Consider the following 26,255-nt stretch of genomic DNA (forward strand, 5'->3'; position numbering starts at 1 on the left):
GTCCGTTACGGGACCGCGATATGCAGGGACTTTTCATTTCCAAGCGACCAGAACGGACGGGCCAGTTCACGCGTACCGCACTCACTCGCCCGGCCCTCTGGACTAGACCAAAGCGAGGGCCAACGGTATACAGAGGGGATCACGGAGCGTGCGTGGTCACCGCGGGGGACACCCCGTACACGAAGCCGTGCCACGATGTGAGCCGCGGCCGACGGTACGTCGGTCGCTTCGGCACCCGGAGCCGGGAAGGCAGAGCATGAGCACCGACGTCAGCAGTGCGGAGAACGAGGGTGGGGCGACCGTCCGTACCGCGCGCGTGCCCAAGTACTACCGCCTGAAGAAGCACCTGTTGGAGATGACGGAGACGCAGGCGCCCGGCACCCCGGTCCCGCCCGAGCGGACGCTGGCCGCCGAGTTCGACACCTCGCGCACCACGGTCCGTCAGGCGCTCCAGGAACTCGTCGTCGAGGGCCGCCTCGAACGCATCCAGGGCAAGGGCACGTTCGTCGCCAAGCCAAAGGTCTCCCAGGCGCTGCAACTCACCTCGTACACCGAGGACATGCGCGCCCAGGGCCTCGAACCCACCTCGCAGCTCCTGGACATCGGCTACATCACCGCCGACGACACCCTCGCCGGCCTGCTCCACATCACCGCCGGCGGGCGCGTACTGCGCATCGAGCGGCTGCGCATGGCCAACGCCGAGCCGATGGCCATCGAGACCACCCACCTGTCGGCGAAGCGCTTCCCCGCGCTGCGCAGGTCGCTGGTGAAGTACACGTCCCTCTACACCGCCCTGGCCGAGGTCTACGACGTCCACCTCGCCGAGGCCGAGGAGACCATCGAGACCTCGCTGGCCACCCCGCGCGAGGCGGGCCTGCTCGGCACCGACGTCGGCCTGCCCATGCTGATGCTGTCCCGGCACTCGCTGGACAAGGACGGCCAGCCGGTGGAGTGGGTGCGGTCGGTGTACCGGGGCGACCGGTACAAGTTCGTGGCCAGGCTCAAGCGCCCTCAGGACTGAGCCGGCTTTCTTCACACGCTCTGCACCCGTCATACGGACGAGGGGTTCCGTTCACGCAACACCGTGACCTAGATTGCCTGCGCGTCAGCGGTGATCAGCGAGGGGACGGAGTCGCCAGATGTCAATTGCCCCAGAAGCGAACAGAGGGCCGGTGGTGACGCCGGTGCGCGTCGTCATCGGCCTCTGTCTCGTCACGCCCTTCGTGGCGATGCTGTGGGTCGGGTCGTACGCGAAGACGGATCCGACTTTCATCGGCATCCCGTTCTTCTACTGGTACCAGATGCTGTGGGTGCTCGTCTCGACCGCGCTCACCGTGATCGCCCACCAGCTGTGGCGGCGTGACCAGCGCGCCCGCACCACCGCGAAGGGCGGTGTCGACGCGTGAACGACGGCGTGAACGGCGTGGCACTCGCCGTCTTCATCTTCTTCTTCGTGGCCGTCACGGTCATGGGCTTCCTCGCCGCACGCTGGCGCAGGCCGGACAACGAGCACAGCCTGGACGAATGGGGCCTGGGCGGGCGCTCGTTCGGCACCTGGGTCACCTGGTTCCTGCTCGGCGGCGACCTCTACACGGCGTACACCTTCGTCGCCGTACCGGCGGCGATCTACGCGGCGGGCGCGGCCGGCTTCTTCGCCGTGCCGTACACGATCCTGGTCTACCCGCTGATCTTCACGTTCCTGCCCCGCCTGTGGTCGGTCTCCCACAAGCACGGATACGTGACGACGTCGGACTTCGTGCGCGGCCGCTTCGGCTCCAAGGGCCTGTCCCTCGCCGTGGCCGTCACCGGCATCCTCGCGACCATGCCGTACATCGCGCTCCAGCTGGTCGGCATCCAGGCCGTGCTGGACGTGATGGGCGTGGGCGGCGGCGAGAACACCAACTGGTTCGTCAAGGACCTCCCGCTGCTCATCGCGTTCGGCGTGCTGGCCGCGTACACCTACTCCTCGGGGCTGCGCGCCCCCGCCCTGATCGCGTTCGTGAAGGACACGCTGATCTACCTCGTGATCGCGGTGGCCATCATCTACATCCCGATCAAGCTCGGCGGCTTCGACGAGATCTTCTCGGCGGCGAGCGACAAGTACACCGCGGCCGGCGCGGGCGGCCTCGTCCCGGCCCAGGCGGGCCAGTGGACGTACGCCACCCTGGCCCTCGGCTCGGCGCTGGCCCTGTTCATGTACCCGCACTCGATCACGGCGACGCTGTCCAGCCGCAGCCGTGAGGTGATCCGCCGCAACACCACGATCCTGCCGCTGTACTCCCTGATGCTGGGCCTGCTCGCGCTGCTCGGTTTCATGGCGATCGCGGCCGGCGTCAAGGTCACCAACGGCCAGCTGGCCATCCCGCAGCTGTTCGAGAACATGTTCCCGGACTGGTTCGCGGGGGTGGCCTTCGCGGCGATCGGCATCGGGGCGCTCGTCCCGGCCGCGATCATGTCGATCGCCGCCGCGAATCTTTTCACGCGCAACATCTACAAGGACTTCATCAAGCCCGACGCGACACCCCAGCAGGAGACGAAGGTCTCCAAGCTGGTCTCGCTGCTGGTGAAGGTGGGAGCCCTGGTCTTCGTCCTCACGATGGACAAGACGGTCGCCATCAACTTCCAGCTCCTGGGCGGGATCTGGATCCTGCAGACCTTCCCGTCCCTGGTCGGCGGCCTGTTCACGCGCTGGTTCCACCGCTGGGCGCTGCTCGCGGGCTGGGCGGTCGGCATGCTCTACGGGACGCTCGCCGCGTACGGCGTCGCCTCGCCCACGCAGAAGCACTTCGGCGGCTCGGCGAAGGAGATCCCGGGCATCGGCGAGATCGGCTACATCGGCCTCACGGCGTTCGTGCTGAACGCGGTGGTGACCGTGTTCCTCACCTTCGTGCTGCGGGCCCTGAAGGCCCCGGACGGCGTCGACGAGACCAGTCCGCAGGACTACACGGCGGACGCGGGCGATCCCGGCGTACAGGTGGAGCTGCCGCCGGCGACCGCGGGTTCGGCGCACTAGGGCGCAACACCGCCTGGGCGTCGCCCGGCGGAGGGACCGAAGGCGCCCGGGCGGAGATCCGGCTCCTTCGGTGTGGTGGAAGTGAGCCATGGGGCGGCTGGGCCGACGGGCCCGGCCGCCCTTCGCCATGCCCGCCACCGGCCCGCGAGCTGACGCTCTGACACGCTCCGAAGCCGACACGACACAACATCTGGTGGTGCCACCGCAGCCCGGCACAAGATGTATGCTCATGCTCGCTGTCGCCGCAGGGGAATCCGGTGCGAATCCGGAACTGTCCCGCAACGGTGTACTTGTGCATGTCCGTCCCAGAACGGACACGCACTCGCGTCAGTCCGAGGACCTGCCGACAGCGCGCCCGGCCGTCCGGTCCGGGTGCCCTGACGTCCGGGCCTCGTGGAATGGGCCGGTGGACGCGACGCCCCCGTGCGCTCGTGTGCTGCCCGCTGCCCTCCGCGAGGTCCCCGTGCCGAGCGAGGGAGAGCCCCCACGTGACCATCGCGCCAGCCGATCCGGCTTCAGCGACCCCGGCGAAGGAGATCGACGGTCCCGGTACCGCGCTGCTGCGGACCCTGACCGCGCTGACCGCCGACCTCCCCGACGCCGACCCCGGCCGGGTCGCCGCCGCCGCGCTGCGCGGCCGGTCCGCGCGCGCGGACGAGACGGAGTTGCGCGAGCTGGCCACGGAGGCGGCCGCGGGGCTCATCTCCGAGGACCCCGCCTACTCACGGCTCGCCGCCCGGCTGTTGACCGTCAGCATCGCCGCCGAGGCCGCCTCGCAGGGCGTGACGACGTTCACCGAGTCCGTCGCCGTCGGGCACCGCGAGGGGCTCATCGCCGACCGTACGGCGGAGTTCGCGCGCCTCCACGCGGCCCGTCTCGACGCGCTCGTCGACCCGGACGGCGACGACCGGTTCGGCTACTTCGGCCTGCGCACCCTGCACAGCCGCTATCTGCTGCGGCACCCGATCACCCGCAGCGTGATCGAGACGCCCCAGCACTTCATGCTGCGCGTGGCGTGCGGCCTGGCCGAGGACGACACCGTCCGCGCCCTGGACCAGGTGGCCTCGCTCTACCGGCTGATGAGCCGCCTCGACTACCTCCCGTCCTCGCCCACGCTCTTCAACTCCGGTACGCGCCACCCCCAGATGTCGTCCTGCTATCTCCTCGACTCGCCGCTGGACGAGCTGGACTCCATCTACGACCGCTACCACCAGGTCGCCCGGCTCTCCAAGCACGCCGGCGGCATCGGTCTGTCGTACTCCCGGATCCGCTCGCGGGGTTCCCTCATCCGCGGCACGAACGGGCACTCCAACGGCATCGTCCCGTTCCTGAAGACCCTCGACGCCTCGGTCGCCGCGGTGAACCAGGGCGGCCGGCGCAAGGGCGCGGCCGCGGTGTACCTGGAGACCTGGCACTCCGACATCGAGGAGTTCCTGGAGCTGCGCGACAACACCGGTGAGGACGCCCGTCGTACGCACAACCTCAACCTCGCGCACTGGATCCCGGACGAGTTCATGCGCCGGGTGAACGCCGACGCCCCGTGGTCCCTCTTCTCCCCCGCCGACGTGCCCGAGCTGGTCGACCTGTGGGGCGAGGAGTTCGACGCGGCCTACCACAAGGCGGAGGCGGCGGGCCTGGCGAAGAAGACGATCCCCGCCCGCGATCTGTACGGCCGGATGATGCGCACCCTCGCGCAGACCGGCAACGGCTGGATGACCTTCAAGGACGCCGCCAACCGCACCGCCAACCAGACGGCCCTGCCGGGCCACGTGGTCCACTCCTCCAACCTCTGCACCGAGATCCTGGAGGTCACGGACGACGGGGAGACGGCGGTCTGCAACCTGGGGTCGGTCAACGTGGGCGCGTTCGTCGTCGACGGTGACCTCGACTGGGAGCGGCTGGACGAGACCGTCCGCACCGCGGTCACCTTCCTCGACCGGGTGGTCGACATCAACTTCTACCCGACCGAGCAGGCGGGCCGCTCCAACGCGAAGTGGCGTCCGGTGGGCCTGGGCGCGATGGGGCTCCAGGACGTCTTCTTCAAGCTGCGGATGCCGTTCGACTCCCCGGAGGCCAAGCGGCTCTCCACCCGGATCGCCGAGCGCATCATGCTCGCCGCGTACGAGGCCTCCGCCGAACTGGCCGAGCGCAACGGCCCGCTGCCGGCCTGGGAGAAGACCCGGACCGCGCGGGGCGTGCTGCACCCCGACCACTACGACGTCGAGCTCACCTGGCCGGAGCGCTGGGCGGCCCTGCGGGAACGTATCGCCGTCACCGGGATGCGCAACTCGCTGCTGCTGGCGATCGCGCCGACCGCCACCATCGCGTCCATCGCGGGCGTGTACGAGTGCATCGAGCCGCAGGTCTCCAACCTGTTCAAGCGCGAGACCCTGTCGGGCGAGTTCCTCCAGGTCAACTCCTACCTGGTGCGGGACCTGAAGGCGCTCGGCGTGTGGGACGCCCGCACCCGTGAGGCGCTGCGCGACGCCAACGGCTCGGTGCAGGACTTCGCGTGGATCCCGGCCGACGTACGGGCGCTGTACCGCACGGCGTGGGAGATCCCGCAGCGCGGTCTGATCGACATGGCCGCGGCCCGGACGCCGTTCCTGGACCAGGCCCAGTCCCTGAACCTGTTCCTGGAGACGCCGACCATCGGCAAGCTCTCCTCGATGTACGCGTACGCCTGGAAGTCGGGCCTGAAGACGACGTACTACCTGCGCTCGCGCCCGGCGACCCGCATCGCGCGGGCGGCCCAGGCGCAGGCCACCATCCCCGTCCAGCAGGCGGCCGACCCCGACGCCGTCGCCTGCTCCCTCGAAAACCCCGAGTCCTGCGAGGCCTGCCAGTAATGAGCTCCACCCGTAACCAGAACCTCCTCGACCCGGGCTTCGAGCTGACGCTGCGCCCGATGCGCTACCCCGACTTCTACGAGCGCTACCGGGACGCGATCAAGAACACCTGGACCGTGGAGGAGGTCGACCTCCACTCCGACGTGGCCGACCTCGCGAAGATGACCCCGGCCGAACAGCATCTGATCGGCCGCCTGGTCGCGTTCTTCGCGACCGGCGACTCGATCGTGGCGAACAACCTGGTGCTCACGCTCTACAAGCACATCAACTCCCCGGAGGCGCGGCTGTACCTGTCGCGCCAGCTGTTCGAGGAGGCCGTGCACGTCCAGTTCTATCTGACGCTGCTGGACACCTACCTCCCCGACCCGGAGGACCGGACGGCCGCCTTCGACGCCGTGGAGAGCATCCCCTCCATCCGCGAGAAGGCCGAGTTCTGCTTCAGGTGGATCAACGAGGTCGAGAAGCTGGACCGTCTGGAGACCGAGGCCGACCGCCGCCGTTTCCTGCTCAACCTCATCTGCTTCGCCGCGTGCATCGAGGGCCTGTTCTTCTACGGCGCCTTCGCGTACGTCTACTGGTTCCGCAGCCGCGGCCTGCTGCACGGCCTGGCCACCGGCACCAACTGGGTGTTCCGCGACGAGACGATGCACATGAGCTTCGCGTTCGACGTGGTCGACACCGTCCGCAAGGAGGAGCCGGAGCTCTTCGACGACGCACTCCAGCAGCAGGTCACCGACATGCTCCGGGAGGCCGTCGAGGCCGAGCTCCAGTTCGCGCGCGACCTGTGCGGTGACGGCCTGCCGGGCATGAACACCGACTCGATGCGCCAGTACCTCGAGTGCGTCGCCGACCAGCGGCTGAGCCGTCTCGGCTTCGCCCCGGTCTTCGGCTCCGAGAACCCCTTCTCCTTCATGGAGCTCCAGGGGGTTCAGGAACTGACCAACTTCTTCGAGCGGCGTCCGTCGGCGTACCAGGTCGCGGTGGAGGGCACCGTCGACCTGGACGAGGACTTCTGACCCCGTCCGGTCTCCCGGAGCTCCTGGGCCTCCCTGAGCTGTCGGTCGACGCGCGCCTCGCGCACGATGCCGACCAGTGAGGGGAGGACCAGGAGAACCAGGATCCCGAGGACGGCGGCCATCGCGGTCAGGGCTTCTGTCTGCGCTGTAGTCATGACACCACTGTCACGCCGAACACTCCTTACAAACAGTGGCAGTACTGCCGTGCACCCTCGAATTGCTGCCACTTCCGAGGCACACTGGCAGCATGCTGAAGAACGTGGCGGCCGTCCTCCTCGACGGCGTGCATCCCTTCGAACTCGGCGTCGTCTGCGAAGTGTTCGGCATCGACCGCAGCGACGAGGGCCTGCCGGTGTACGACTTCGCCGTGGTCTCCGCCGAGGGCCCCCGGCTCGACACCCATGTCGGCGGGCTCAGCGTCTCGACGCCGTACGGCCTGGACCGGCTGGAGGAAGCCGATCTGATCGCCGTGCCGGCCGGCAGCGACTACGTCAACCGCGCCTATCCCCCCGAGCTGCTCGACGCCCTGGTGCGGGCCGTGGCCCGCGGGGCCCGGGTGCTGAGCGTGTGCTCGGGGGTGTTCGTGCTCGGCGCGGCCGGGCTGCTCGACGGCCGGCGGTGCAGCGTGCACTGGCGACAGGCCGAGGACCTGGCCCGGCGCAATCCACGGGCGATCATCGAGCCGGACGTGCTCTACGTCGACGAGGACCCGGTGATCACCTCCGCCGGCACCGCGGCCGGGATCGACGCCTGTCTGCACATCGTGCGCAAGGAACAGGGTCCCGAGGTCGCCAACAGGATCGCCCGCCGGATGGTGGTGCCGCCGCACCGGGACGGCGGGCAGGCGCAGTACATCGAGCGGCCGTTGCCCAGGGCCGCGTGCGACACGGTCGGCGAGGTGCTGGTGTGGATGGAGAACCACCTCGACGAGGAGGTCACCGTCGAGCAGCTCGCCGACCGCGCGCACATGTCCCCGCGCACCTTCGCCCGCCGCTTCCAGCAGGAGACGGGGACGACCCCCTACCGCTGGATCCTGCGCCAACGCGTCTTGCTGGCACAGCGGTTGCTGGAGGTGACGGACGAGACGGTGGACGCGATCGCCTGGCGTACCGGGTTCGGTACGGCGGCCGCGCTGCGCCATCAGTTCGACCGGGCGCTGGGGACCACCCCGCACGCCTACCGGCGGACGTTCAGGGGCCCGGAGGCCGCCTGAACGTCCGCGGACGTCACCTCGCCACCGGCCTCAGCAGCAGCCTGTGCGGACGCAGCGTGATGCCCACCCGGGTCGTGTCGTTCGAACCGTCCACCTGCTCGAAGCGGTACCTCGTCGCCACCGCCGCCGTGATCAGCGTCAGTTGTGCCATCGAGAAGTGGTCGCTGGGGCACTTGCGGTTGCCCACGCTGAACGGGCTCATGGCGTACTTCGGTACGTCCTTGACCCGCTCGGGCAGCCAGCGGTCGGGGTCGAACTCCAGGTTGTCCGCGTAGGAACGCGCGTCGCGCTGGATCGCGTACGGGCTGTACACGATGTCCGCACCGGCCGGAATGCGGTACCCGCCGAGTTCGGTTTCGGTCACCGCCCGCCGCGTCAATATCCATACGGCGGGGCGCAAACGCATGGCCTCGACGACGACATTGTTGGTGTGCGCGAGCTTGCGGACGTCCTCGAATCCGACGGGCCGGCCACCGGTCACGGATTCGACCTCCGCCCGCACCCTGTCGGCGTGTTCCGGGTGTTCGGCGAGGACCTGGAGCAGCCACATGATCGTGGAAGCGACGGTTTCGCTGCCGGGCGTGAGTATCGCGACGACCTGGTCGTGGATCTCCTGTTCCCCGATGGGGTCGCCATTCTCGTCCTTCGCTTCCAGCAAGGCCGTCAGCAAATCGTCCGGCTTTTGACCGGATGCCCGGCGCTCGGCCACGATCTCGTCGACCAGGAGATGCAAATCGGCCAGCGCGCGGTTGAATTCACGGTTGGCCGGGAGCGGCAGCCGGTAGAGCGGTCCGAGCGGAACCACCATCCTGCGGTACATACCGCGGAAGACGGTGGCGAGCGCGACGCACAGCCGCTCGGCCCGCTCGTCCATGAAGTCGCCGCGCAGCAGACAGCGGGCGGCGATCCGCACGGCGACCCGGAAGGACTCGGAGGTGCAGTCGACGGTGTCGCCGGGCTGCCAGCGCTCGGTCAGCGCGTGCGCCTCCTCCTCCATGATCGAGCCGTACGCGGGGATGGCGTCGAGCCGGAAGGCCGGCTGGATGGTGCGCCGCTGGCGCCGGTGCGTCGGGCCGTTCGCGGTGGCCACGCCCTCCTTGCCGAGCAGGCCTTCCAGCGACTCCCACAGCGGGCCGTCGATCTTGTAGTCGGGGCTGAGCGCCAGCGCGCCGGTGAGCGCGGGGGCGGTGACGGCGTAGACCGTCTTCGGGCCCAGTTTCAGGCGTACGACATCGCCGTGGTCGCGCAGTCGCGACATGAACGCCAGCGGGTCGCGGGCCAGCTTCCAGCCGTGGCCGAGGAGCGGGAGCCCGCCTCCGGCCAGCGGCGGCTCGGTCGGTTCCGGCACCTGGAGTCCCGCGGGTTTCACAGACTCGACGGTCATTTCTCACCTGCCGCTTCGTTGTTGACGTACGGGGGCGTGGACCGGTCGTCCCAGCTGTCGACCATGTACCGGCCGGACTCGTGGTGGAACCAGTAGACGGAGCTGAACCAGTTCCGCATGTTTCCGAGGCAGGCCCGTACGGCGGCGCCGAGTTCTTTTCCCCGCACCGTGCCGTCGTCGAGCCGGTCCGCGAAACGTAAGGCTTCCCGTTCGACGGTGAGGAATTCCGCTATGCATTCCTCGATGCGTCCGCGCAGATTCTCGACCGCCTCTTCCAGGGTCAGCCCCTCATGGGTGATGAGACTGATTCCGAGATTGTGCACCTCTTCTCCCGCTATTTCCTTCGGGAGCGAACAGAGATCGTTGTACCAGGCGGCAAATTCCTGACTGAGCAGCGCCGCCCGCCGATATGCGGGGTGTTTCCGCACAGGGTCCGGAAGTTCACATCCCGCGCTCGGCTCCAGCAGGTCAGTCCATATCCAGTGGGCGAAGGTCAGGCGCCTCAGTGCGAGATATTCCTCGACCGCCGGGACGATTCCCTGGGTGCGGTTGCGGAATTCCCGGTCGTACGCCTCGATCACCTCGTGGAAGTGCCGGGCGAACCGCGCGTTCCACGTACCGGGCAGGAACGAGTACAGCCGCCGCACACTGTCCGCGAAGCCCGCGACCAGGGGGTCCTGGTGGTGCAGATGCTTCTCGGGGGAGACCAGTGCCGCATGCAACCGGAACCTCAGCCGCCGCCAGGCCGCCGCCCGGTGGTGCACGATGTCACGGTCATGGCGGTCGTCCCAGACGAAGAACCACGCGCTGTAGTCGGCTATGGCCTGGAGGACCTCGTCGGGGGCGCCAATGTAGTACCCCGCCATGAGGTCCGTGTAGCACAGTCCGTCGGCATATTCCGCCACCTTGTCCGCCGGCATGAGCCGCTTTTCCAGCAGCCAGGTACGCGTCTTCTCCTGAAGCTTTGGCCAATACTGATGGAGTTGCCGGGGAAACGCGGCCTCGATCACTGGGAGAGAGAGCGAGGGCGGGACCGCGAACGCTGTCGCAGTGGATGTCCATGTGGTGCCGTACGTGGTGCTGTACGTGGTGCTGTATGAGAAAGCAGGCACGAACTACCCCTCTCGGCCGCCGTTGAGCGCGACACCCCTCCCGTCGTGCCGGGCGTGCGCCGTTGCGTATCCCCGCACTTCCTATTCAGCACCACGACTGACCGTTCTGGGAATGGATTTGCTTCATTCACTACCCCAACGTGCCGAGAATCCCCCCTAGCGTGACTGGTTACGGATTACTACGGGTGCGTACAGGATCGGACGTACGAGGGACAGACGAACGACGCCTGGTCAGGAAGAACCTGACCAGGCGTCGCGGCGGTCGTCGGGGGGCTCAGCCGTTGGCCACCACGGGGTAGCGCGGCTCGCTCTCGGCCATCTGTCGCAGCGCGTCCTTGCGGTCCCGCTTGGAGAGCCGGTCGATGTAGAGGTAGCCGTAGAGGTGGTCGGTCTCGTGCTGCAAACACCGGGCGAAGTAGCCCGTGCCCCGCACCCTGACGGGGTTGCCCTGCTCGTCCTGCCCGGTCACCTCGGCGTAGTCGGGGCGCGCGAGCGGCATGTACGCGGTCGGCACCGACAGGCAGCCCTCGTTGCTGTCGTCCAGCCGGCGCCGGTCCGCCGGCAGTTCGACGACCTTGGGGTTGCAGACCACGCCCACGTGACGCACGCCCTCGTCGTCGGGGCAGTCGTAGACGAAGACCTTCAGGTCGACACCGATCTGGTTGGCGGCCAGGCCCACGCCCTCGGCGGTGCGCTGGCTGGCGAACATGTCGGCGACCAGCTGCTGGAGCTCCTCGCCGAAGTCGGTGACGTCCTTGCACTCCTTGTGCAGCACCGGGTTGCCGACGACCGTGATCGGCCGCGAGGTGCCGCGCGCGTGCCAGGCGGCCTCGCGCTGCTCCGCCTCCTCGGTGTCGATGACGAAGCCCTCGTCGTCCACGGGGAGCACCCCCGTGTGCTGCTGATCGGTGTCCTGCTGCGCCATGACCGACGTACGCCTTCCTGCAAGCCTGAGATTTCTGCGGGTACAGCCTAGGGCCTGTCGTCGGGGACGCCCGGCGGACGGACGGCTCAGCAGACCTCTTCGAGGTCCCGCCAGTCCCGTGAGTCCGGGCTGTCCGCGACCCAGCCGTCCAGCAGCCCCCGCACCAGCGAGGCCGGCGCGGCCACCCCGCACTCCCGTTCGGGCATCCAGAGCTGCCCGTCGGTGCGGTGGCCGAGCGGGCCGGGGTGACCGGGCTCGCTGTGGTCGTGCGGATCGAGGTGCACGCCGTCGCCCTCGTCGGACGGCATGCGCGACTCCGAGCACATCCGGCACAGCAGCCGAACGGATGACGACCAGTCCTCGGCCGCGAACCCCGCGTCGGCGGCGAGCCGCTCCAGCGCGTCCCGGTCGGCCTCGGTGGCGGCCTCCAGAAGGACCACCCAGGTGGGCACGGGCGACGGCGCCCACAGCTCGATCTCGTCGAACACCGGGTAGGAGTGCCCGGCCGACGTGGTCCGCTCCCCGTGGGGCACGCCGTCGTGCAGGACGACCTCGCCCCAGCGCCGCCCCGAGGACGGCAGCGGAATGGACAGCACCTCGATCCGGGCGGGGTCCAGCCGGCGCCCCCACACGACCTCGGCCTCGCCCTCGGGCGACAGCCGCACGGCCGCGCTGCCCAGGTCCATGCCGACCGGCTCCCCGGCCGTCGTGGACCCGCCGGGCACGTGCAGCCCGTACGCCTGCCAGGCCCGGCGGGCCAGCGGCCAGTCCTGGAGGGCGGTGGCGGCGATGCCGACGTTCCACCAGTCGGGGGCCCCGTTCTCCCGGTCGAGCAGGGCGACGGCCCTGAGCCCGGCCGTGCGCGCCTGCTCCCAGTCGTGCCGGAACTTGTGCAGCAGCGCGAGGTTGAACCAGGACTCGGACAGCCAGGGCTCCAGGTCGGCGGCCCGCGTCAGCAGCGCGCCCGCGTCCTCGTACCGGCCGTCGCCGATCAGCGTGAACGCCCGGTCGGTGGCCTGCCGCCAGGAGGCGGAGGGCCGGTGCCGTCCCTTTCCGAAGATCCTCACGATTCCCGCCTGCCAGTTCCAGTTCCGTGGAGTGGGCTGGCTTGTGCCCCCGGACACCCTCTCCCTCGCATCCAACCACGTAGGGCTGGAGAGGCGCTCATTACCCATGGGTTACCCCACTGAGGGCAAGGTCAGACAGCCCCGGGACAGGACCCGTGCCAGCGCCTCCACGACCTCGGGGGCGTACTCCCCGGCCGTCCCGAGCCGCAGTTCCTCCAGTGCGGTGAGGGGGCCGCCGGGCCCGGCGTCGCGCGCCTTCTCCTCGTACGCGTTCACGGCCCGCACGATCCGGGCCGCCATCGGCTGCTCCCGGTAGGGGTCGGCCTGCCGCTCCACCACGACCGCGACGGCCCCTTCCACCCCCGTCTGCCGTACGACGGCCCCGCCGAGCAGCGCGATCCGCCGCTGCTCGGCGGCGGTCAGTACGGCGGTGGCCCCGGCCGGCACCGGGTCCACGAGGCTCAGCTGCCCGATGTCGTGCATGAGGGCCGCGTACTCCAGAACGTTCAGTTCGGCCTCCGACAGTCCCAGGTCGCGGCCGACGGCCCGGCTGAGCCCGGCGACGCGCCGCGCGTGCCCGGCGGGGGTGCAGCCCGCGATCTCGGTGGCCCGGGCGAGCGAGGCGATGGTCTGCCGGTAGGTGGCCCGCACCGCCGTGTACCGGCGCAGCGACACCTGGGCGAGCAGCAGCGGCAGACAGAACACGGGCAGCGCCCACAGCCCCGCCACGGCGACCGCGAGCGCCATCACCGCCCCCGTCGCGCACACGGCCGACCCGATCCCGAGCAGGGACCGCAACTCGTCGCGCAGCAGCGGACCGAACGGCCATCCGGTCCGGGAGTGAGCCGCCGCGGCGGCCAGCACGGCGTCGCACAGCGCGGTGAGCGCGAGCAGCGCGACCAGCAGCAGCGCGTAGGCGTGCCCGCCCCAGCCGTCGAACATCCCTCTGTTGTACGGGGGTTGGAAGCACACGGCGGCGAAGCCGACGGTGAGCACCCGGCGCGCCAGCGGGTCGAGCACCGGCCCGTGCCCGCGCGCGATGTGCGGCACGCTGCCCAGCAGGGACGCGGCGAGCACCACGGCGACGATCTGTGCGACACCGTGGTGGGCGGGGTGGCCCCCGTTCTCGCCGAGCAGCGCGTACGAGAGCGCTCCGGCGGCGGCGAGGGGCGCGGTCTGCCGGCCCTCGGGCCCGCTCCACCGGGTCAGCTCGCCGACCGCGACGAGGATCCCGAAGGCGAGGGCCGCCGCGCGGTCGTCGATGCCGGTCCACAGGGTGACCCCGAGGGAGCCGACGGCCACACAGCCGGCCAGGACCCGGATCAGCGAGAGCCCGAGCCCCGACGCCGAATACCGCCCCGCCGTCACCGGGCCACTCCGGGCCCACCGGAGACGGAGGGGGGCCGGGGGGCGGGGGCGGAGGGGGACGAGGCGGCGGAGGGAGCCGAGGGGGCGGAGGAAGGCGGGGAGGCAGCGGGGGCGGGCGGGGAAGCGGCAGAGGAAGGCGGCGCCTCGGAAGCGGCAGACGAGGTGGGCGCCTCGGAAGGGGAAACGGGCGTCTCGCAAGGGGGCGGGAGCGGCGCGGATGCCCGGGTCTCCTCGGCGGTGACCGCCGGATGCCAGCCGCTCCGGTCGAGCGCGCGTGTCAGCGCCGTGACCATCAGCGGGTCGAACTGCGCGCCCGCGCATCGCTCCAGCTCCTCCAGCGCCGCCGGCACCGGCCGGGCCCTGCGGTAGGACCGGGTGGACGTCATCGCGTCGAACGCGTCGGCGACCGCGACGACGCGCGCGAACTCCGGGATCTGGCCGCCGACCAGCCCGTACGGATAGCCGCTGCCGTCCAGCCGCTCGTGATGGTGCAGGATCGCCGACCGGGCCTCCCCCAGGAAGCCGATGCCCCGCACGATCTCGTGCCCGTACTCGGGATGCAGCTCGATCACCCGCCGCTCCTCGGGGGTCAGCGGCCCGTCCTTGCGCAGCAGCCGGGTGGGCACGCCCAGCTTCCCCACGTCGTGCAGGATCCCGGCGAAGCGGAGCACCTCGACCCGCTCGTCGTCCATGCCCAGCTCCCGCGCGATCATCATGGACGCCTGCCCGACCCGCTCGCTGTGCCCGCGGGTGTACCCGTCCTTGATGTCGACGGCCTGCACCAGCGCGCGGATGGTCGCCTGGTGGGCGGCCCGTTCCCGGTGGTACTGCGCGAACACCCACCACGACACGCACATGGGCAGCAGCACGAGCAGCGCGGCGACCGGCCCGTACGGGCTGCGCCACAGCACGGCCATCATCAGCCCGGCGAGTCCGTGCACCGCGGCCGGCGCCAGGGAGCGCGGGAACAGCCCGCGCCAGGCCCGCCGCGGCGACACCCGCTCGGCCAGCACCAGAATTCCGCCGTCGAGCGCGGTCAGCACCAGGCAGAAGACCAGGACGGCCGCGCCCGCGGGCACCAGCACGGAAGGGAAGTCGGCCCCCGCCACCGCCGCGCGCCCGCCGAGCGCCCCGTGCACCCGGGCCGCGGTCCACACGGCGAGCGTCAGCTGCGCGGCCCGCCAGACGCGTCGCAGCAGCACGGGCCGGCCGGCCCGGGACAGCAGCGCCCCCGGCAGCGCGACCAGTGCGGCGGCCGGCGGGGGCAGCAGGAAGGCCGCGGTGAGCAGCAGGGGGTGGAACGTTCCGGCGATGCGCCCGCGCAGGATCCGCTCGCCCCCGGCGTACAGGGCGGCGAGCAGCACGAGGGCCCACCAGGGCGCGCGCACGGACGGCAGCGGGCGCAGACAGAGCACGGCGCCGAGGGCGACGCAGACGACGTACGCACGTGCCCGCCCCGGTACCGCCGCCTCCATGACGTCCGCCCCTCCCCGGCCGTGACCGTGCCTGTCCAGGCTTCGGAGCCTAGGGCGGTCACGGGAGGGCCCGCGGGCGGATCAGCCGCGGATTAGCACGTTCGGGTGACGGCGAGCCTGTTCCCGGGCGAGCCTCGCTCGGTCCCTTTTCAGGACCGGCGGACTTCGCGCGGGTCGCCGGTCTCGCGAGGGTGACGACCCTCGCGCCGGTTCAGGACTCCTGCGGGGTGACCGGGGCCGCGGTCACGTCGTGATCGGGCACGACCTGTCCGGAACGGATCAGATCGAGCCGGCCCATGACCTTGGCACGCAGGTCGCTGGGCACGTCGTCATGCCCGCAGCACCGCTTGACCAGCTTCTTCACGGCCTGCTCCAGACCGTACTTCTCCAGGCACGGCGAGCATTCCTCGAAGTGGGTCTGGAACTTGTCGCGATCAAGATCCGGCATCTCGCTGTCGAGGAACTCGTAGAGGTGGTCGAGTACCTCACTGCAGTCCGTCTCGTGCGGCTCTCCGCAGCTCATGAGCCCGAACCTTTCGCTTCGTTCGACTCTCCGGCACCGGCCGGGACCAGTCCGCGCTCACGGGCGTAGTCCTCGAGCATGCCGCGCAGTTGACGACGGCCCCGGTGCAGCCGGGACATCACCGTACCGATGGGTGTCCCCATGATGTCCGCGATCTCCTTGTACGCAAAGCCCTCTACGTCCGCGAGATAGACGGCGATGCGGAACTCTTCGGGGATCGCCTGCAACGCCGCTTTCACGTCCGAGTCCGGCAGGTGGTCGAGCGCCTGCGACTCGGCGGAGCGCAGACCCGTCGACATGTGCGACTCGGCACGAGCGAGCTGCCAGTCCTCGATCTCCTCGGCCGCGCTGCGCTGAGGTTCGCGCTGCTTCTTGCGGTACGAGTTGATGAACGTGTTGGTGAGGATGCGGTACAGCCACGCCTTGAGGTTGGTGCCCTCACGGAACTGGTGGAAGGACGCGTACGCCTTGGCGTACGTCTCCTGCACCAGGTCCTCGGCGTCGGCCGGGTTGCGCGTCATGCGCAGGGCGGCCGAGTACATCTGGTCGAGGAATTCGAGCGCGTCACGCTCGAAGCGCGCGGTGCGCTCCGTGGCGGACTCCGCGCTGATGCCCTGGCCCTCGGGCTGCTCCGCCTGGCCGTTGTCGGTCCCTGCGTCGGTCCCAGTGACCGGACCCACCTCCTCAAGTTCCTGGGCAGGACCGAAACCGATCCCACTCGTCTCGGAGGATAGACGACGACCCGTCCCCGCCGCCCCTCGAATGGGCGCGGTCTTGGCCACGTGCAGCACCGTCCAGTCCAGGTCAGCGCGGCTGCTGTGGCTCTGATCGGACTCTGCCGAACGCAGCCCGTCCACCCCGTGGTGGCGGGTGACCGGCGGGCAGATGGTCGAACCCATGCGGCGGACTTCCTCTCCTTCGACGTCGGCACTGGTGCCCCAGCACTTGTGTCCGCCTCAACAGTGATCGGGCACACAACATTCCCGTTCTTTACCCGAGCCTCCCCGCCCACGTCAGGACCGCGTCGGTGATGATCCCGAGGACCCGCTCCGGTGTGATCTCCGCGCGTCGGGGGACGGCGAAGCCGTGGTCGGCGGACGGGACCTCGACCAGTTCGTGGTCGCCCGCGGGGAACTCCGCCGGCTTCCCGAACGGGTCGTTGCCGCCCTGCACGACCAGGGTCGCCACCCCGGCGCCGAGCAGTTCGCCGGCCCGGGACTTCTCCGGGCGGCCCGGCGGGTGCAACGGGAAGCTGAGCGCGAGCACGGCGGCGGCGCCCAGTTCCACGGCCGTACGGCAGGCCACCCGGGCGCCCGCGCTGCGGCCGCCGGAGATCACCGGCAGCCCCGGGCCGGACACCGCGGGCCAGATCCCGCGCCAGCCGACGTCCAGCGTCTTCGGCGCGGGGGCGACCTTCTTGCCGGCCACCCGCCAGGGCTGCTCGACGAGTACGACGCTCACTCCGTGCCCGGGGAGCGCCGCCGCCAGCGCCTGGAGGTCGCGCGCCTCGACGCCGCCCCCCGCGCCGTGGCTGACGGCGAGCAGCAGCCGGGGCTCGTCGGCGCGGTGCCAGGTGAGACGGGCGTCCCCGGCGTCCGTCTCGACGAGCTGGCTGGTCTCACCTGTCTCGTTCGTCACATTCATCGCGTTCGTCACGTCAGAAGAGTGTGCCCTCCACGGGCCCCTCCAGCTCCTTGAGCAGCTCCGCGCCGTTGTTGCGGACGTTGCTGACGGCCGTGGACACCGGGTAGGCGCGCATCAGCCCGGCGGGCGGCGGGGTCAGCAGCGCGCGCAGTTCCTCGACGTCCGTGCGGGCCGGGTCGAGCCAGGCGTCCCAGCGGTCCGGCGTCAGCATGAGCGGCATCCGGGGGTGGATGTCGGCCAGGGTGTACGGGCCTTCGGCGGGGGTCACGGCCAGCGGGGTGGTCTCGGCCTCGGTGGTGATCACCGAGCAGGTGACCCACCAGGCCAGCGGGTGCTCGTCGGGAAGCGTCCGGTCCCGCCAGAACTCGTACAGCCCGGCCATCGCGAAGACCGAGCCGTCGGCCGGGAGCACGAAGTACGGCTGCTTGCGCGGCCGCTTCTTCTTCCCCTCGACCTCCAGGTCGCGCTCCTGCGTGCCGGTGACCCACTCGTAGTAGCCGTCGGCGGGCAGGATGCAGCGCCGGGCGGCGAAGGGACGGCGGAAGGACGGCTTCTCGTGGACGGTCTCCGCGCGCGCGTTGATCATCCGGGCGGCGCCCTCGGGCGACTTGGCCCAGGACGGCACGAGACCCCACTTGAGCCGGCGCAGCTGGCGAACCGGACGGGGGTCGTCGGCGTCCTTCACGGGACGGTCGAGGATCGCGTAGACCTCTTTGGTCGGGGCCACGTTGTAGTCGGGGGCCAGAGCCTCCTCGGGCTCCCACCGCTCGACCTCAAAGGTTCCCGCGAGATCCTCGGGCCTACGACTCGATGCATACCGTCCGCACATACGTGCCACACTGCCAGACCCGGTACGACCAGAGGGAGTCTCCGCCTACATGGACAGCATCGCCGCGATCGCGCTGCCCGACCTCTGGGACCGGGTCTTCGGCACCCAGCCCGACCCCGACCTGTGGGTGGTGCTCGCCACCATGGTCGCGGCGCTCGCCATAGTCCTGCCGCACACTCTGTGGCGGGTCTCGCGCAACGCGATCACCATCGCGCACGAGGGCGGCCACGGGCTGGTGGCACTGGTGACCGGCCGCACCCTCACCGGTATCCGGCTGCACTCCGACACCAGCGGTCTCACCGTGAGCCGGGGCAAGCCGTACGGCTTGGGCATGATCCTCACCGCGGCCGCGGGCTACACCGCTCCCCCGCTGCTCGGCCTCGGCGGCGCCGCACTGCTCGGCGCCGGTCACATCACCCTGCTGCTGTGGCTGGCCACCGCTCTGCTGCTCGTGATGCTGGTGATGATCCGCAACGCCTACGGAGCGCTGACCGTGGTGCTCACCGGCGGGGCGTTCCTGCTGGTGTCCTGGCTGGCCGGGCCCCAGGTGCAGGCGGCGTTCGCCTACGCGGTGGTGTGGTTCCTGCTGCTCGGCGGGGTGCGCCCGGCCTTCGAGCTCCAGGCCAAGCGCTCACGCGGGGGTGCCGGCGACTCGGACGCGGACCAGTTGTCACGGCTGACGCACGTCCCGGCGGGGCTGTGGCTGTTCCTGTTCCACGCGGTGTCCCTGTGCTCGCTGATCGGCGGGGGCAGGTGGCTGCTGGAGGTGTGAGCGCGGGCGGTTGCGGCAGGTGCGCGGACCTTGGCCGCGCATATATGCACGGCAATTCCCCTGTCGCTTTTTCGCTCCGCTTTCGCCGCTTTTGATCAAGATCTCCGGTCACCGACAGCCACTAAAGTGGGGCGCATGACCGAGAACCCCGCCCACACCGCCCTCTGGCCCGCCCCGCACGCGAGCGGAGCCGTCGACGCGACGGTCCACGTGCCCGGGTCCAAGTCGGTCACCAACCGGGCCCTGGTGCTCGCCGCCCTCGCCTCGGAGCCGGGCTGGCTGCGCCGCCCGCTGCGCTCCCGCGACACCCTGCTGATGGCCGGCGCCCTGCGCGCGATGGGCGTCGGCATCGAGGAGACGGTGTCCTCCAGTTCCACGGTGGCGGGCGGTACGGGCGAGGCCTGGCGGGTGATCCCCGCGGGCCTGCACGGCCCGGCCACGGTCGACGTCGGCAACGCGGGCACGGTGATGCGCTTCCTGCCGCCGGTCGCCGCGCTGGCCGACGGCCCCATCCGCTTCGACGGCGACCCCCGGTCGTACGAGCGTCCCCTCAACGGCGTGATCGACGCCCTGCGCGCCCTCGGCGCCCGGATCGACGACGACGGCCGGGGCGCGCTGCCGCTGACGGTGCACGGCGGCGGAGCCCTGGACGGCGGCCCGGTCGCCATCGACGCCTCGTCCTCGTCCCAGTTCGTCAGCGCCCTGCTGCTGTCCGGGCCGCGCTACAACCAGGGCGTGGAGGTCCGTCACACCGGAGCCACCCTGCCGTCGATGCCCCACATCCGGATGACGGTGGACATGCTGCGCGCGGTCGGCGCCCAGGTCGACACCCCGGAGTCGGGCGGCGAGCCGAACGTCTGGCGGGTCACCCCGGGCGCGCTGCTCGGCCGCGACCTGACCATCGAGCCGGACCTGTCCAACGCGCAGCCGTTCCTGGCGGCGGCGCTGGTGACGGGCGGCCGGGTCGTCGTCCCGGACTGGCCGGCCCGCACCACCCAGCCCGGTGACCGGCTGCGCGAGATCTTCACCGAGATGGGCGGCAGCTGCGAACTGACCGAGTACGGACTCGTGTTCACCGGGTCAGGCGGCATCCACGGCATCGACGTGGACCTCGGCGAGGTCGGCGAGCTGACCCCGGGCGTCGCGGCCGTCGCCGCCCTGGCGGACTCCCCCTCGCACCTGCGGGGCGTGGCCCATCTGCGGTTGCACGAGACGGACCGCCTGGCCGCGCTCACCAAGGAGATCAACGAACTCGGCGGCGATGTCACCGAGACGGCCGACGGGCTGCACATCCGGCCCCGCCGCCTGCACGGCGGGATCTTCCACACCTACGAGGACCACCGCATGGCGACGGCCGGCGCGATCCTCGGCCTGGCGGTGGACGGCGTGCAGATCGAGAACGTGGCGACGACGGCGAAGACGCTTCCGGACTTCCCGGAACTGTGGACCGGGATGCTCGGGGCCTAGGAACCACGCCATGCGCCGCTACGGCAAGCACACCGACGAGGACGACATCCGCTCCCGCCCGAACCGCAAGGGCAACCGACCCCGCACGCACATCCGTCCCAAGCACGAGGACGCCGCCGAGGGCATGATCCTCACCGTCGACCGGGGACGGCTGACCGTCCTCGTCGAGGACCGGGTCGTGATGGCGATGAAGGCCCGCGAACTGGGCCGCAAGGCGGCCGTGGTCGGCGACCGGGTGGCCCTGGTCGGTGATCTCTCGGGCAAGAAGGACACCCTCGCGCGCATCGTCCGCATCGAGGGCCGGAGTTCGGTGCTGCGCCGCACCGCGGACGACGACGACCCCTACGAGCGCGTGGTCGTGGCCAACGCCGACCAGCTGGCCATCGTCACGGCCCTGGCCGACCCCGAGCCCCGCCCGCGGCTGATCGACCGCTGCCTGGTGGCGGCGTTCGACGGCGGCCTGACCCCCCTCCTGGTGCTGACCAAGTCCGACCTGGCCCCGCCGGACAAGCTCCTGGAGCTGTACGGCGACCTCGACATCCCGTACGTCGTCACCAGCCGCGAGGAGCTGGAGAACGGCACGGCTGTCGCCCGGGTGCGCGAGCAGCTCGACGGGAAGATCACGGCGTTCGTCGGACACTCCGGCGTCGGCAAGACGACGCTGGTGAACGCGCTGGTGCCGGTGGAGCAGCGGCGTACGACCGGGCACGTGAACGCGGTGACGGGCCGCGGCCGGCACACCACCACCTCCGCGCTGGCGCTGCCGCTGGCGGACAGCGACGACGGCTGGGTGGTCGACACCCCGGGCGTACGGTCGTTCGGCCTGCACCACGTGGATCCGTCCCGCGTGATCCACGCCTTCCCCGACCTGGAGCCGGGCACGGAGGGCTGCCCGCGCGCGTGCAGCCACGACGAGCCGGACTGCGCGCTGGACGCCTGGGTCGCCGAGGGCCACGCCGACCCGGCCCGCCTGTACTCCCTGCGCCGGCTCCTGTCGACCCGGGAACGCACGGAGGGCGACTGAGAGGGCGGACGGGAAGCGACGGAGGGGGCGGACGGGACGGTTGAGAAGGCAAGCGCCGAGCGGGGGCGGGCGGGGAGCGGTCGAGGGGGCGGGCGCGGCCGCCGGCGGAGCGCACGCGCGCGGCGACTGGCGGAACGCACGCAGAGCGACCGGGCGAGCGTGCGACCCGCGCCGGGGAAAGGCGACTGACCTCCGCGTTGTTTGTCGGAGCCCGAGTCCGGTAAGTGCATAATCGCACCGAGCCGGATCCGAGCCTGACGAAGCGGTCACGTAACGCTGACAAGCGCTGACACACGGGAGGACAGCACATGGCGTGGCTGCTGGTCATCGTCGCGGGGTTGCTCGAGACCGGCTTCGCCGTGTGCCTGAAACTCTCGCACGGCTTCACCAGACTCTGGCCGACCGTCGCCTTCGCCTGCTTCGCCCTCGGCAGCTTCGGCCTGCTGACGCTGGCCCTGAGGAAACTCGACGTGGGTCCCGCCTACGCGGTGTGGACCGGCATCGGCGCGGCGGGCACCGCGATCTACGGCATGATCTTCCTCGGCGACCTGGTCTCGACGCTGAAGATCATCTCGATCAGCCTGGTGATCGCCGGCGTGATCGGCCTCCAGCTGTCCGGCTCGGCGCACTGAGGCGTCACACGGCGGGCTGACGGGGTAAGGCGCCCCGCACCAGTTCCCCGATCCCGCCCTCCCCCGGCGGCGGCGCGGACACGCAGGACAGGGCGATACGGACGGCGAGTTCACAGGAACGGGCCAGTTCCACGGTCTCCGGCCGGCCGGCGCCGGGACCGGAGAGGGCGGCCACGGCCCGGTCGCGGACCATCGCCACGAAGTCACCGGGCGAGGGCAACGGTCCGTCCGCGCGCCGCTGCGCCGGTACGGCCGAGGAGGACGGCACCGCGGTCAGCGTCGGGGAGGGCAGCCGTTCGCTCCAGCAGCCGGTGAGCATGGCCCGTACGAGCACGTTCTCGCGGGCGGCCGACGCCGTCCACTCGGCGGTGGCGGTGAGCCGTTCGCGGGCGTCGGCGTGCGCGGCCAGCGCGCGTTCGACGCCCGCGAGATATCCGTCGGCCTCGCGCCTGACGAGCGCCCGGGCCAGCCCCTCCTTGCTGCCGAACTCGTTGTACAGCGTCTGCCGGGACACCCCGGCCACCGCCGCGACGTCCACCATCCGCACCGCGGACCACGGCCGGCGGGCCAGCGCCGTATAGGCGGCGTCCAGTAGGGATTCCCGCGCTGCAGGCATCATCGCCTCCCTGGGGCGAGCGGCTCTGCGCCCAGATTTGACGCGCGGGAAGGCACTGTCAAGGGTTCGCGACGGCACCGAGGGGCGCCCGCGGCCCCCCGTACGCGGGCGACGCCGGGACACGAGTCGCGGCCCCGCACCCGCCGACCCCCTGTAGCCCCGCACCCACCTCGGCAGATACGGTTCGTTACATGCCGGACTACCTGGACGACCTCCGCCTCGCCCACGTCCTCGCCGACGCGGCCGACGCGGGGACGATGGCCCGCTTCAAGGCGCTCGACCTCAAGGTCGAGACGAAGCCGGACATGACGCCGGTGAGCGAGGCCGACAAGGCAGCCGAGGAACTCATCCGCGGCCAGCTCCAGCGCGCCCGCCCCCGGGACGCGATCCTCGGCGAGGAGTACGGCATCGAGGGCACCGGCCCCCGCCGCTGGGTGGTCGACCCGATCGACGGCACCAAGAACTACGTACGGGGCGTGCCCGTCTGGGCCACTCTCATCTCCCTGACGGAGGCGGCGGAGGGCGGCTACCAGCCCGTCGTCGGTGTCGTCTCCGCCCCCGCCCTGGGCCGCCGCTGGTGGGCGGCGAAGGGCCACGGCGCGTTCACCGGCCGCAGCCTGTCCTCGGCGTCCCGGCTGCGCGTCTCCCAGGTCTCGAAGCTGAGCGACGCCTCCTTCGCGTACTCCTCGCTGGGCGGCTGGGAGGAACAGGGGCGGCTGAACGGCTTCCTGGACCTCACCCGCGAGGTGTGGCGCACGCGCGCGTACGGCGACTTCTGGCCCTACATGATGGTCGCCGAGGGCTCGGTCGACCTGTGCGCGGAGCCCGAACTCTCCCTCTGGGACATGGCCGCCCCCTCGATCGTCGTGACGGAGGCCGGCGGCACCTTCACCGGCCTCGACGGCCGCCCGGGCCCGCACAGCGGCAGCGCGGCCGCGTCGAACGGCCTGCTGCACGACGAACTACTGGGGTATCTCAACCAGCGCTACTGATCGGCACAAATGAGCGTGTGCGCCCTCAATTGGCGGCGCACGCCCCCTTGTTGACCTCCGCTTTACCTGTCACGCTGTGAGCACCCCCACTTGTGAACTTGTGCAGCACCTCATAGGCGCCTTCGGCGCCGGGCCCGAACCATCGGGGGGATTTCTAGGAGGTGGCTCCGTCCCATGCTCGTCCGCGACGCCATGAGCACGGTGGTCCTCACCATCGGCCCCGACCACACCCTCCGCCAGGCGGCCGCCCTGATGTCCGCGCGCCGCGTCGGCGCCGCCCTGGTCCTCGACCCGGACGCCGGCGGCATCGGCATCCTCACCGAGCGCGACATCCTCAACTCGGTGGGCCTCGGCCAGAACCCGGACACCGAACGCACCCACGCCCACACCACGAACAACGTCGTCTTCGCCACCACGACATGGACCCTGGAGGAGGCGGCCGGGGCCATGGCTCACGGCGGCTTCCGCCATCTCGTCGTCCTCGATCGCGGCGAGCCCGCAGGCATCGTCTCGGTGCGCGACATCATCCGCTGCTGGGCACCGGCCCGGCAGCACGCCCCCGCCTGACACGCGAAACGGGCCGGGCCCCCACCTCGGGGAACCCGGCCCGCCCTCACGGAGAAAGGCGCTCCGCCGTCACGACCTGCCGAAGCCGTCAGGACACCTGGAGCTGCGGCGACGTCAGCACACGTGATCCGACGGCGACGTCAGCGCACGCGGTCCGACCCCGGCGTCACGCGGTCCGGCCTCCGCGTCAGCCGCGCCGTTCCTGGACAGCGGCCGCCAGGCGCTTGCCGAAGTCGCCGTCCGCCCGGCGGAAGTTGTCCACGGCCCGCTCGGCGATGTCGTCCCGGGAGACCTTGGCGATGAAGCCGGCGAGGTTGTCGATCAGCCGGGTCCGCTCCTCCTCCGACATCAGCCGGTAGAGGTCGCCGGCCTGCACGAAGTCGTTGTCTTCGGCGTGCACCGGGGTCTCGTGGTTGCCGGTGCCGGCCGTGAAACCGCCGAAGGGCTGCCACAGCGGACGGTCCGTCTGGAAGGGGCCGCCGAAGCTGTTCGGCTCGTAGTTCTTCGCGCCCTTGTGACGGCCGTCGTAGAGGAAGCCGTCACGCGAGTGGGTGCGCGCCTCGGTGGCGTGCGGACGGTTCACCGGCAGGTGGTCGGCGTTGATGCCGACGCGGTAGCGGTGGGCGTCGCCGTACGCGAAGAGGCGGCCCTGGAGCATCTTGTCGGGCGACGGCCCGATGCCCGGCACGAAGTGCGCGGGGCTGAAGATCGACTGCTCGACCTCGGCGAAGACGTTCTCCGGGTTGCGGTTGAGCTCCAGCCGGCCGATCTCCACCGGCGGGTAGTCCTCGTGCGGCCACACCTTGGTGAGGTCGAACGGGTTGAAGCGGTACGTCGCCGCATCGGCCGCCGGCATGATCTGGACCTGGACCGTCCAGGTCGGGAAGTCGCCGCGCTCGATGGACTCACGCAGGTCACGCTGGTGCGAGTCCGGGTCCTCACCGGCGAGCCGGTTGGCCTCGGCCTGGGTGAGGTTCTTGATGCCCTGGTCGGTCTTGAAGTGGTACTTGACCCAGAAGACCTCGCCGGCCTCGTTGTTCCACTGGTAGGTGTGCGAGCCGTAGCCGTTCATGTGGCGGTACGAGGCCGGGATGCCGCGGTCACCGAACAGCCAGGTCACCTGGTGGGTGCTCTCCGGGCTGAGCCCCCAGAAGTCCCAGACGTTGTCCGCCTCCTGGCTGCCCGTGTACGGGTCGCGCTTCTGGGTGTGGATGAAGTCGGGGAACTTGATGGCGTCCCTGATGAAGAAGACCGGGGTGTTGTTGCCGACGAGGTCGTAGTTGCCCTCCTCGGTGTAGAACTTCAGCGCCCAGCCGCGAGGATCACGGACGGCGTCGGCCGCGCCGAGGTTGCCCGCCACCGTCGAGAAGCGCAGGAACGTCTCGGTCTGCTTGCCCACCTCGGAAAGGAACGCGGCACGCGTGTACGCGCTGACATCGGCGGTGACCGTGAAGGTGCCGTAGGCACCGGCGCCGCGCGCGTGCACGACCCGCTCCGGGATGCGCTCCCGGTTGAAGTGGGCGAGCTTCTCCAGCAGCAGCTGGTCCTGGACGAGGACCGGGCCGCCGACACCCGCGGTCTCGCTGTTCTGGTTGTCGGCCACCGGAGCACCGGCCTCCGTCGTGAGCGGACCCTGCGTCCCCCGCGTCTCCTGCGTCATGTGCGCCTCCTGCGTCATTCCCGGCCGGTCCTGCCCCTCTGAGCAATGTCGAACCCGATCCTACAATGGACATTATCTAAATCAAGCAGGGCTCCAAAGTCACACCC

At 70.7% G+C, this 26,255-nt stretch carries 24 protein-coding genes and 1 riboswitch; of the genes, 12 read left to right on the forward strand and 12 right to left on the reverse strand.

Translation table 11 applies throughout. The features are described 5' to 3' along the window. Window positions 1–256 precede the first annotated feature (256 nt). From ACWCQK_RS21560 to ACWCQK_RS21585, 6 genes are all read left to right on the forward strand, one after another. On the forward strand, window positions 257–1,021 hold the full coding sequence (locus ACWCQK_RS21560; RefSeq protein ID WP_451157132.1) for a GntR family transcriptional regulator: 765 nt from the start codon (window positions 257–259) through the stop codon (window positions 1,019–1,021). A 118-nt stretch (window positions 1,022–1,139) separates the two neighbouring features. Continuing rightward, window positions 1,140–1,406 carry a DUF3311 domain-containing protein gene (locus ACWCQK_RS21565; protein ID WP_451157134.1) on the forward strand — a complete coding sequence of 89 codons (267 nt, stop codon included), beginning with the start codon at window positions 1,140–1,142 and terminating at the stop codon, window positions 1,404–1,406. After that, window positions 1,403–3,013: a monocarboxylate uptake permease MctP gene (mctP, locus tag ACWCQK_RS21570; protein ID WP_451157136.1), complete on the forward strand. Its 1,611-nt coding sequence runs from the start codon at window positions 1,403–1,405 to the stop codon at window positions 3,011–3,013. Before ACWCQK_RS21565 ends, mctP begins: the two co-directional genes overlap by 4 nt. A gap of 223 nt (window positions 3,014–3,236) precedes the next feature. Beyond that, a riboswitch (cobalamin riboswitch) is annotated at window positions 3,237–3,375 on the forward strand. Between the two features lie 126 nt (window positions 3,376–3,501). After that, complete coding sequence (locus ACWCQK_RS21575; protein ID WP_451157138.1) at window positions 3,502–5,862, forward strand: ribonucleoside-diphosphate reductase subunit alpha; 2,361 nt, start codon at window positions 3,502–3,504, stop codon at window positions 5,860–5,862. Continuing rightward, window positions 5,862–6,878: a ribonucleotide-diphosphate reductase subunit beta gene (locus ACWCQK_RS21580; protein ID WP_451157140.1), complete on the forward strand. Its 1,017-nt coding sequence runs from the start codon at window positions 5,862–5,864 to the stop codon at window positions 6,876–6,878. The genes ACWCQK_RS21575 and ACWCQK_RS21580 overlap by 1 nt, the downstream gene beginning before the upstream one ends. A 247-nt stretch (window positions 6,879–7,125) precedes the next feature. Beyond that, complete coding sequence (locus tag ACWCQK_RS21585) at window positions 7,126–8,091, forward strand: GlxA family transcriptional regulator (RefSeq protein ID WP_451157142.1); 966 nt, start codon at window positions 7,126–7,128, stop codon at window positions 8,089–8,091. 13 nt (window positions 8,092–8,104) lie between these two features. Here ACWCQK_RS21585 and ACWCQK_RS21590 read toward each other — a convergent pair whose 3' ends face one another. The 10 genes from ACWCQK_RS21590 to ACWCQK_RS21635 form a co-directional block, all read right to left on the reverse strand. Further along, the gene (locus tag ACWCQK_RS21590) at window positions 8,105–9,475 is read right to left on the reverse strand and encodes a bifunctional albaflavenone monooxygenase/terpene synthase (protein WP_451157144.1); all 1,371 of its coding nucleotides are present in this window, start codon (window positions 9,473–9,475) and stop codon (window positions 8,105–8,107) included. Continuing rightward, the gene (gene cyc1 / locus ACWCQK_RS21595; RefSeq protein WP_451157146.1) at window positions 9,472–10,587 is read right to left on the reverse strand and encodes an epi-isozizaene synthase; all 1,116 of its coding nucleotides are present in this window, start codon (window positions 10,585–10,587) and stop codon (window positions 9,472–9,474) included. The genes ACWCQK_RS21590 and cyc1 overlap by 4 nt, the downstream gene beginning before the upstream one ends. 274 nt (window positions 10,588–10,861) lie before the next feature. Then, on the reverse strand, window positions 10,862–11,512 hold the full coding sequence (gene def, locus ACWCQK_RS21600; RefSeq protein WP_451157148.1) for a peptide deformylase: 651 nt from the start codon (window positions 11,510–11,512) through the stop codon (window positions 10,862–10,864). A gap of 86 nt (window positions 11,513–11,598) precedes the next feature. Continuing rightward, the gene (locus ACWCQK_RS21605) at window positions 11,599–12,579 is read right to left on the reverse strand and encodes a tetratricopeptide repeat protein (RefSeq protein ID WP_451157150.1); all 981 of its coding nucleotides are present in this window, start codon (window positions 12,577–12,579) and stop codon (window positions 11,599–11,601) included. 111 nt (window positions 12,580–12,690) lie between these two features. Continuing rightward, on the reverse strand, window positions 12,691–13,905 hold the full coding sequence (locus ACWCQK_RS21610; protein WP_451157366.1) for an HD-GYP domain-containing protein: 1,215 nt from the start codon (window positions 13,903–13,905) through the stop codon (window positions 12,691–12,693). 38 nt (window positions 13,906–13,943) lie between these two features. After that, window positions 13,944–15,422 carry an HD-GYP domain-containing protein gene (locus ACWCQK_RS21615; protein WP_451157152.1) on the reverse strand — a complete coding sequence of 493 codons (1,479 nt, stop codon included), beginning with the start codon at window positions 15,420–15,422 and terminating at the stop codon, window positions 13,944–13,946. Between the two features lie 211 nt (window positions 15,423–15,633). Then, the gene (gene rsrA, locus ACWCQK_RS21620; RefSeq protein WP_451157154.1) at window positions 15,634–15,945 is read right to left on the reverse strand and encodes a mycothiol system anti-sigma-R factor; all 312 of its coding nucleotides are present in this window, start codon (window positions 15,943–15,945) and stop codon (window positions 15,634–15,636) included. Next, on the reverse strand, window positions 15,942–16,625 hold the full coding sequence (sigR, locus tag ACWCQK_RS21625; protein ID WP_451157156.1) for an RNA polymerase sigma factor SigR: 684 nt from the start codon (window positions 16,623–16,625) through the stop codon (window positions 15,942–15,944). Before sigR ends, rsrA begins: the two co-directional genes overlap by 4 nt. Before the next feature lie 310 nt (window positions 16,626–16,935). Continuing rightward, complete coding sequence (locus ACWCQK_RS21630) at window positions 16,936–17,589, reverse strand: alpha/beta hydrolase family protein (protein ID WP_451157368.1); 654 nt, start codon at window positions 17,587–17,589, stop codon at window positions 16,936–16,938. Window positions 17,590–17,602: 13 nt separating this feature from the next. Then, complete coding sequence (locus ACWCQK_RS21635; protein WP_451157158.1) at window positions 17,603–18,418, reverse strand: SOS response-associated peptidase; 816 nt, start codon at window positions 18,416–18,418, stop codon at window positions 17,603–17,605. A gap of 49 nt (window positions 18,419–18,467) precedes the next feature. Here ACWCQK_RS21635 and ACWCQK_RS21640 point away from each other — a divergent pair, with 49 nt between their 5' ends. The 4 genes from ACWCQK_RS21640 to ACWCQK_RS21655 all read left to right on the forward strand — a co-directional run bounded on the left by ACWCQK_RS21640 (window position 18,468) and on the right by ACWCQK_RS21655 (window position 22,313). Then, a complete protein-coding gene (locus tag ACWCQK_RS21640) occupies window positions 18,468–19,190 on the forward strand; it encodes a M50 family metallopeptidase (protein WP_451157160.1) in 723 nt (240 codons plus the stop codon). 135 nt (window positions 19,191–19,325) lie between these two features. After that, window positions 19,326–20,657: a 3-phosphoshikimate 1-carboxyvinyltransferase gene (gene aroA / locus ACWCQK_RS21645; RefSeq protein WP_451157162.1), complete on the forward strand. Its 1,332-nt coding sequence runs from the start codon at window positions 19,326–19,328 to the stop codon at window positions 20,655–20,657. Between the two features lie 10 nt (window positions 20,658–20,667). After that, window positions 20,668–21,681: a ribosome small subunit-dependent GTPase A gene (gene rsgA / locus ACWCQK_RS21650; protein WP_451157164.1), complete on the forward strand. Its 1,014-nt coding sequence runs from the start codon at window positions 20,668–20,670 to the stop codon at window positions 21,679–21,681. Between the two features lie 308 nt (window positions 21,682–21,989). Continuing rightward, window positions 21,990–22,313 (forward strand): DMT family transporter, encoded by a 324-nt coding sequence (locus ACWCQK_RS21655; RefSeq protein ID WP_451157166.1) that lies wholly within the window; start codon window positions 21,990–21,992, stop codon window positions 22,311–22,313. Window positions 22,314–22,317: 4 nt separating this feature from the next. Here ACWCQK_RS21655 and ACWCQK_RS21660 read toward each other — a convergent pair whose 3' ends face one another. Next, entirely contained in the window at window positions 22,318–22,932 is a 615-nt protein-coding gene (locus ACWCQK_RS21660) for a TetR/AcrR family transcriptional regulator (RefSeq protein WP_451157168.1), read from the reverse strand. A gap of 188 nt (window positions 22,933–23,120) precedes the next feature. Between ACWCQK_RS21660 and hisN the strand changes: the two genes are divergently transcribed. After that, window positions 23,121–23,921: a histidinol-phosphatase gene (gene hisN / locus ACWCQK_RS21665; protein ID WP_451157170.1), complete on the forward strand. Its 801-nt coding sequence runs from the start codon at window positions 23,121–23,123 to the stop codon at window positions 23,919–23,921. 174 nt (window positions 23,922–24,095) lie between these two features. Beyond that, the gene (locus ACWCQK_RS21670; RefSeq protein ID WP_451157172.1) at window positions 24,096–24,488 is read left to right on the forward strand and encodes a CBS domain-containing protein; all 393 of its coding nucleotides are present in this window, start codon (window positions 24,096–24,098) and stop codon (window positions 24,486–24,488) included. Between the two features lie 187 nt (window positions 24,489–24,675). Here ACWCQK_RS21670 and ACWCQK_RS21675 read toward each other — a convergent pair whose 3' ends face one another. Further along, the gene (locus ACWCQK_RS21675; RefSeq protein WP_451157174.1) at window positions 24,676–26,148 is read right to left on the reverse strand and encodes a catalase; all 1,473 of its coding nucleotides are present in this window, start codon (window positions 26,146–26,148) and stop codon (window positions 24,676–24,678) included. Window positions 26,149–26,255 lie beyond the last annotated feature (107 nt).

The sequence above is a fragment of the Streptomyces sp. NPDC002306 genome (assembly GCF_053593435.1).

Bases quoted from the DNA above. Each gene is read 5' to 3' on its own strand.
- ACWCQK_RS21560 (WP_451157132.1), top strand. From the start codon at position 257: ATGAGCACCGACGTCAGCAGTGCGGAGAACGAGGGTGGGGCGACCGTC.
- ACWCQK_RS21565 (WP_451157134.1), top strand. From the start codon at position 1,140: ATGTCAATTGCCCCAGAAGCGAACAGAGGGCCGGTGGTGACGCCGGTG.
- ACWCQK_RS21580 (WP_451157140.1), top strand. From the start codon at position 5,862: ATGAGCTCCACCCGTAACCAGAACCTCCTCGACCCGGGCTTCGAGCTG.
- ACWCQK_RS21585 (WP_451157142.1), top strand. From the start codon at position 7,126: ATGCTGAAGAACGTGGCGGCCGTCCTCCTCGACGGCGTGCATCCCTTC.
- ACWCQK_RS21590 (WP_451157144.1), bottom strand. From the start codon at position 9,475: ATGACCGTCGAGTCTGTGAAACCCGCGGGACTCCAGGTGCCGGAACCG.
- def (WP_451157148.1), bottom strand. From the start codon at position 11,512: ATGGCGCAGCAGGACACCGATCAGCAGCACACGGGGGTGCTCCCCGTG.
- ACWCQK_RS21615 (WP_451157152.1), bottom strand. From the start codon at position 15,422: ATGGAGGCGGCGGTACCGGGGCGGGCACGTGCGTACGTCGTCTGCGTC.
- rsrA (WP_451157154.1), bottom strand. From the start codon at position 15,945: ATGAGCTGCGGAGAGCCGCACGAGACGGACTGCAGTGAGGTACTCGAC.
- ACWCQK_RS21630 (WP_451157368.1), bottom strand. From the start codon at position 17,589: ATGAATGTGACGAACGAGACAGGTGAGACCAGCCAGCTCGTCGAGACG.
- ACWCQK_RS21635 (WP_451157158.1), bottom strand. From the start codon at position 18,418: ATGTGCGGACGGTATGCATCGAGTCGTAGGCCCGAGGATCTCGCGGGA.
- ACWCQK_RS21640 (WP_451157160.1), top strand. From the start codon at position 18,468: ATGGACAGCATCGCCGCGATCGCGCTGCCCGACCTCTGGGACCGGGTC.
- aroA (WP_451157162.1), top strand. From the start codon at position 19,326: ATGACCGAGAACCCCGCCCACACCGCCCTCTGGCCCGCCCCGCACGCG.
- rsgA (WP_451157164.1), top strand. From the start codon at position 20,668: ATGCGCCGCTACGGCAAGCACACCGACGAGGACGACATCCGCTCCCGC.
- ACWCQK_RS21655 (WP_451157166.1), top strand. From the start codon at position 21,990: ATGGCGTGGCTGCTGGTCATCGTCGCGGGGTTGCTCGAGACCGGCTTC.
- ACWCQK_RS21660 (WP_451157168.1), bottom strand. From the start codon at position 22,932: ATGATGCCTGCAGCGCGGGAATCCCTACTGGACGCCGCCTATACGGCG.
- hisN (WP_451157170.1), top strand. From the start codon at position 23,121: ATGCCGGACTACCTGGACGACCTCCGCCTCGCCCACGTCCTCGCCGAC.
- ACWCQK_RS21670 (WP_451157172.1), top strand. From the start codon at position 24,096: ATGCTCGTCCGCGACGCCATGAGCACGGTGGTCCTCACCATCGGCCCC.
- ACWCQK_RS21675 (WP_451157174.1), bottom strand. From the start codon at position 26,148: ATGACGCAGGAGACGCGGGGGACGCAGGGTCCGCTCACGACGGAGGCC.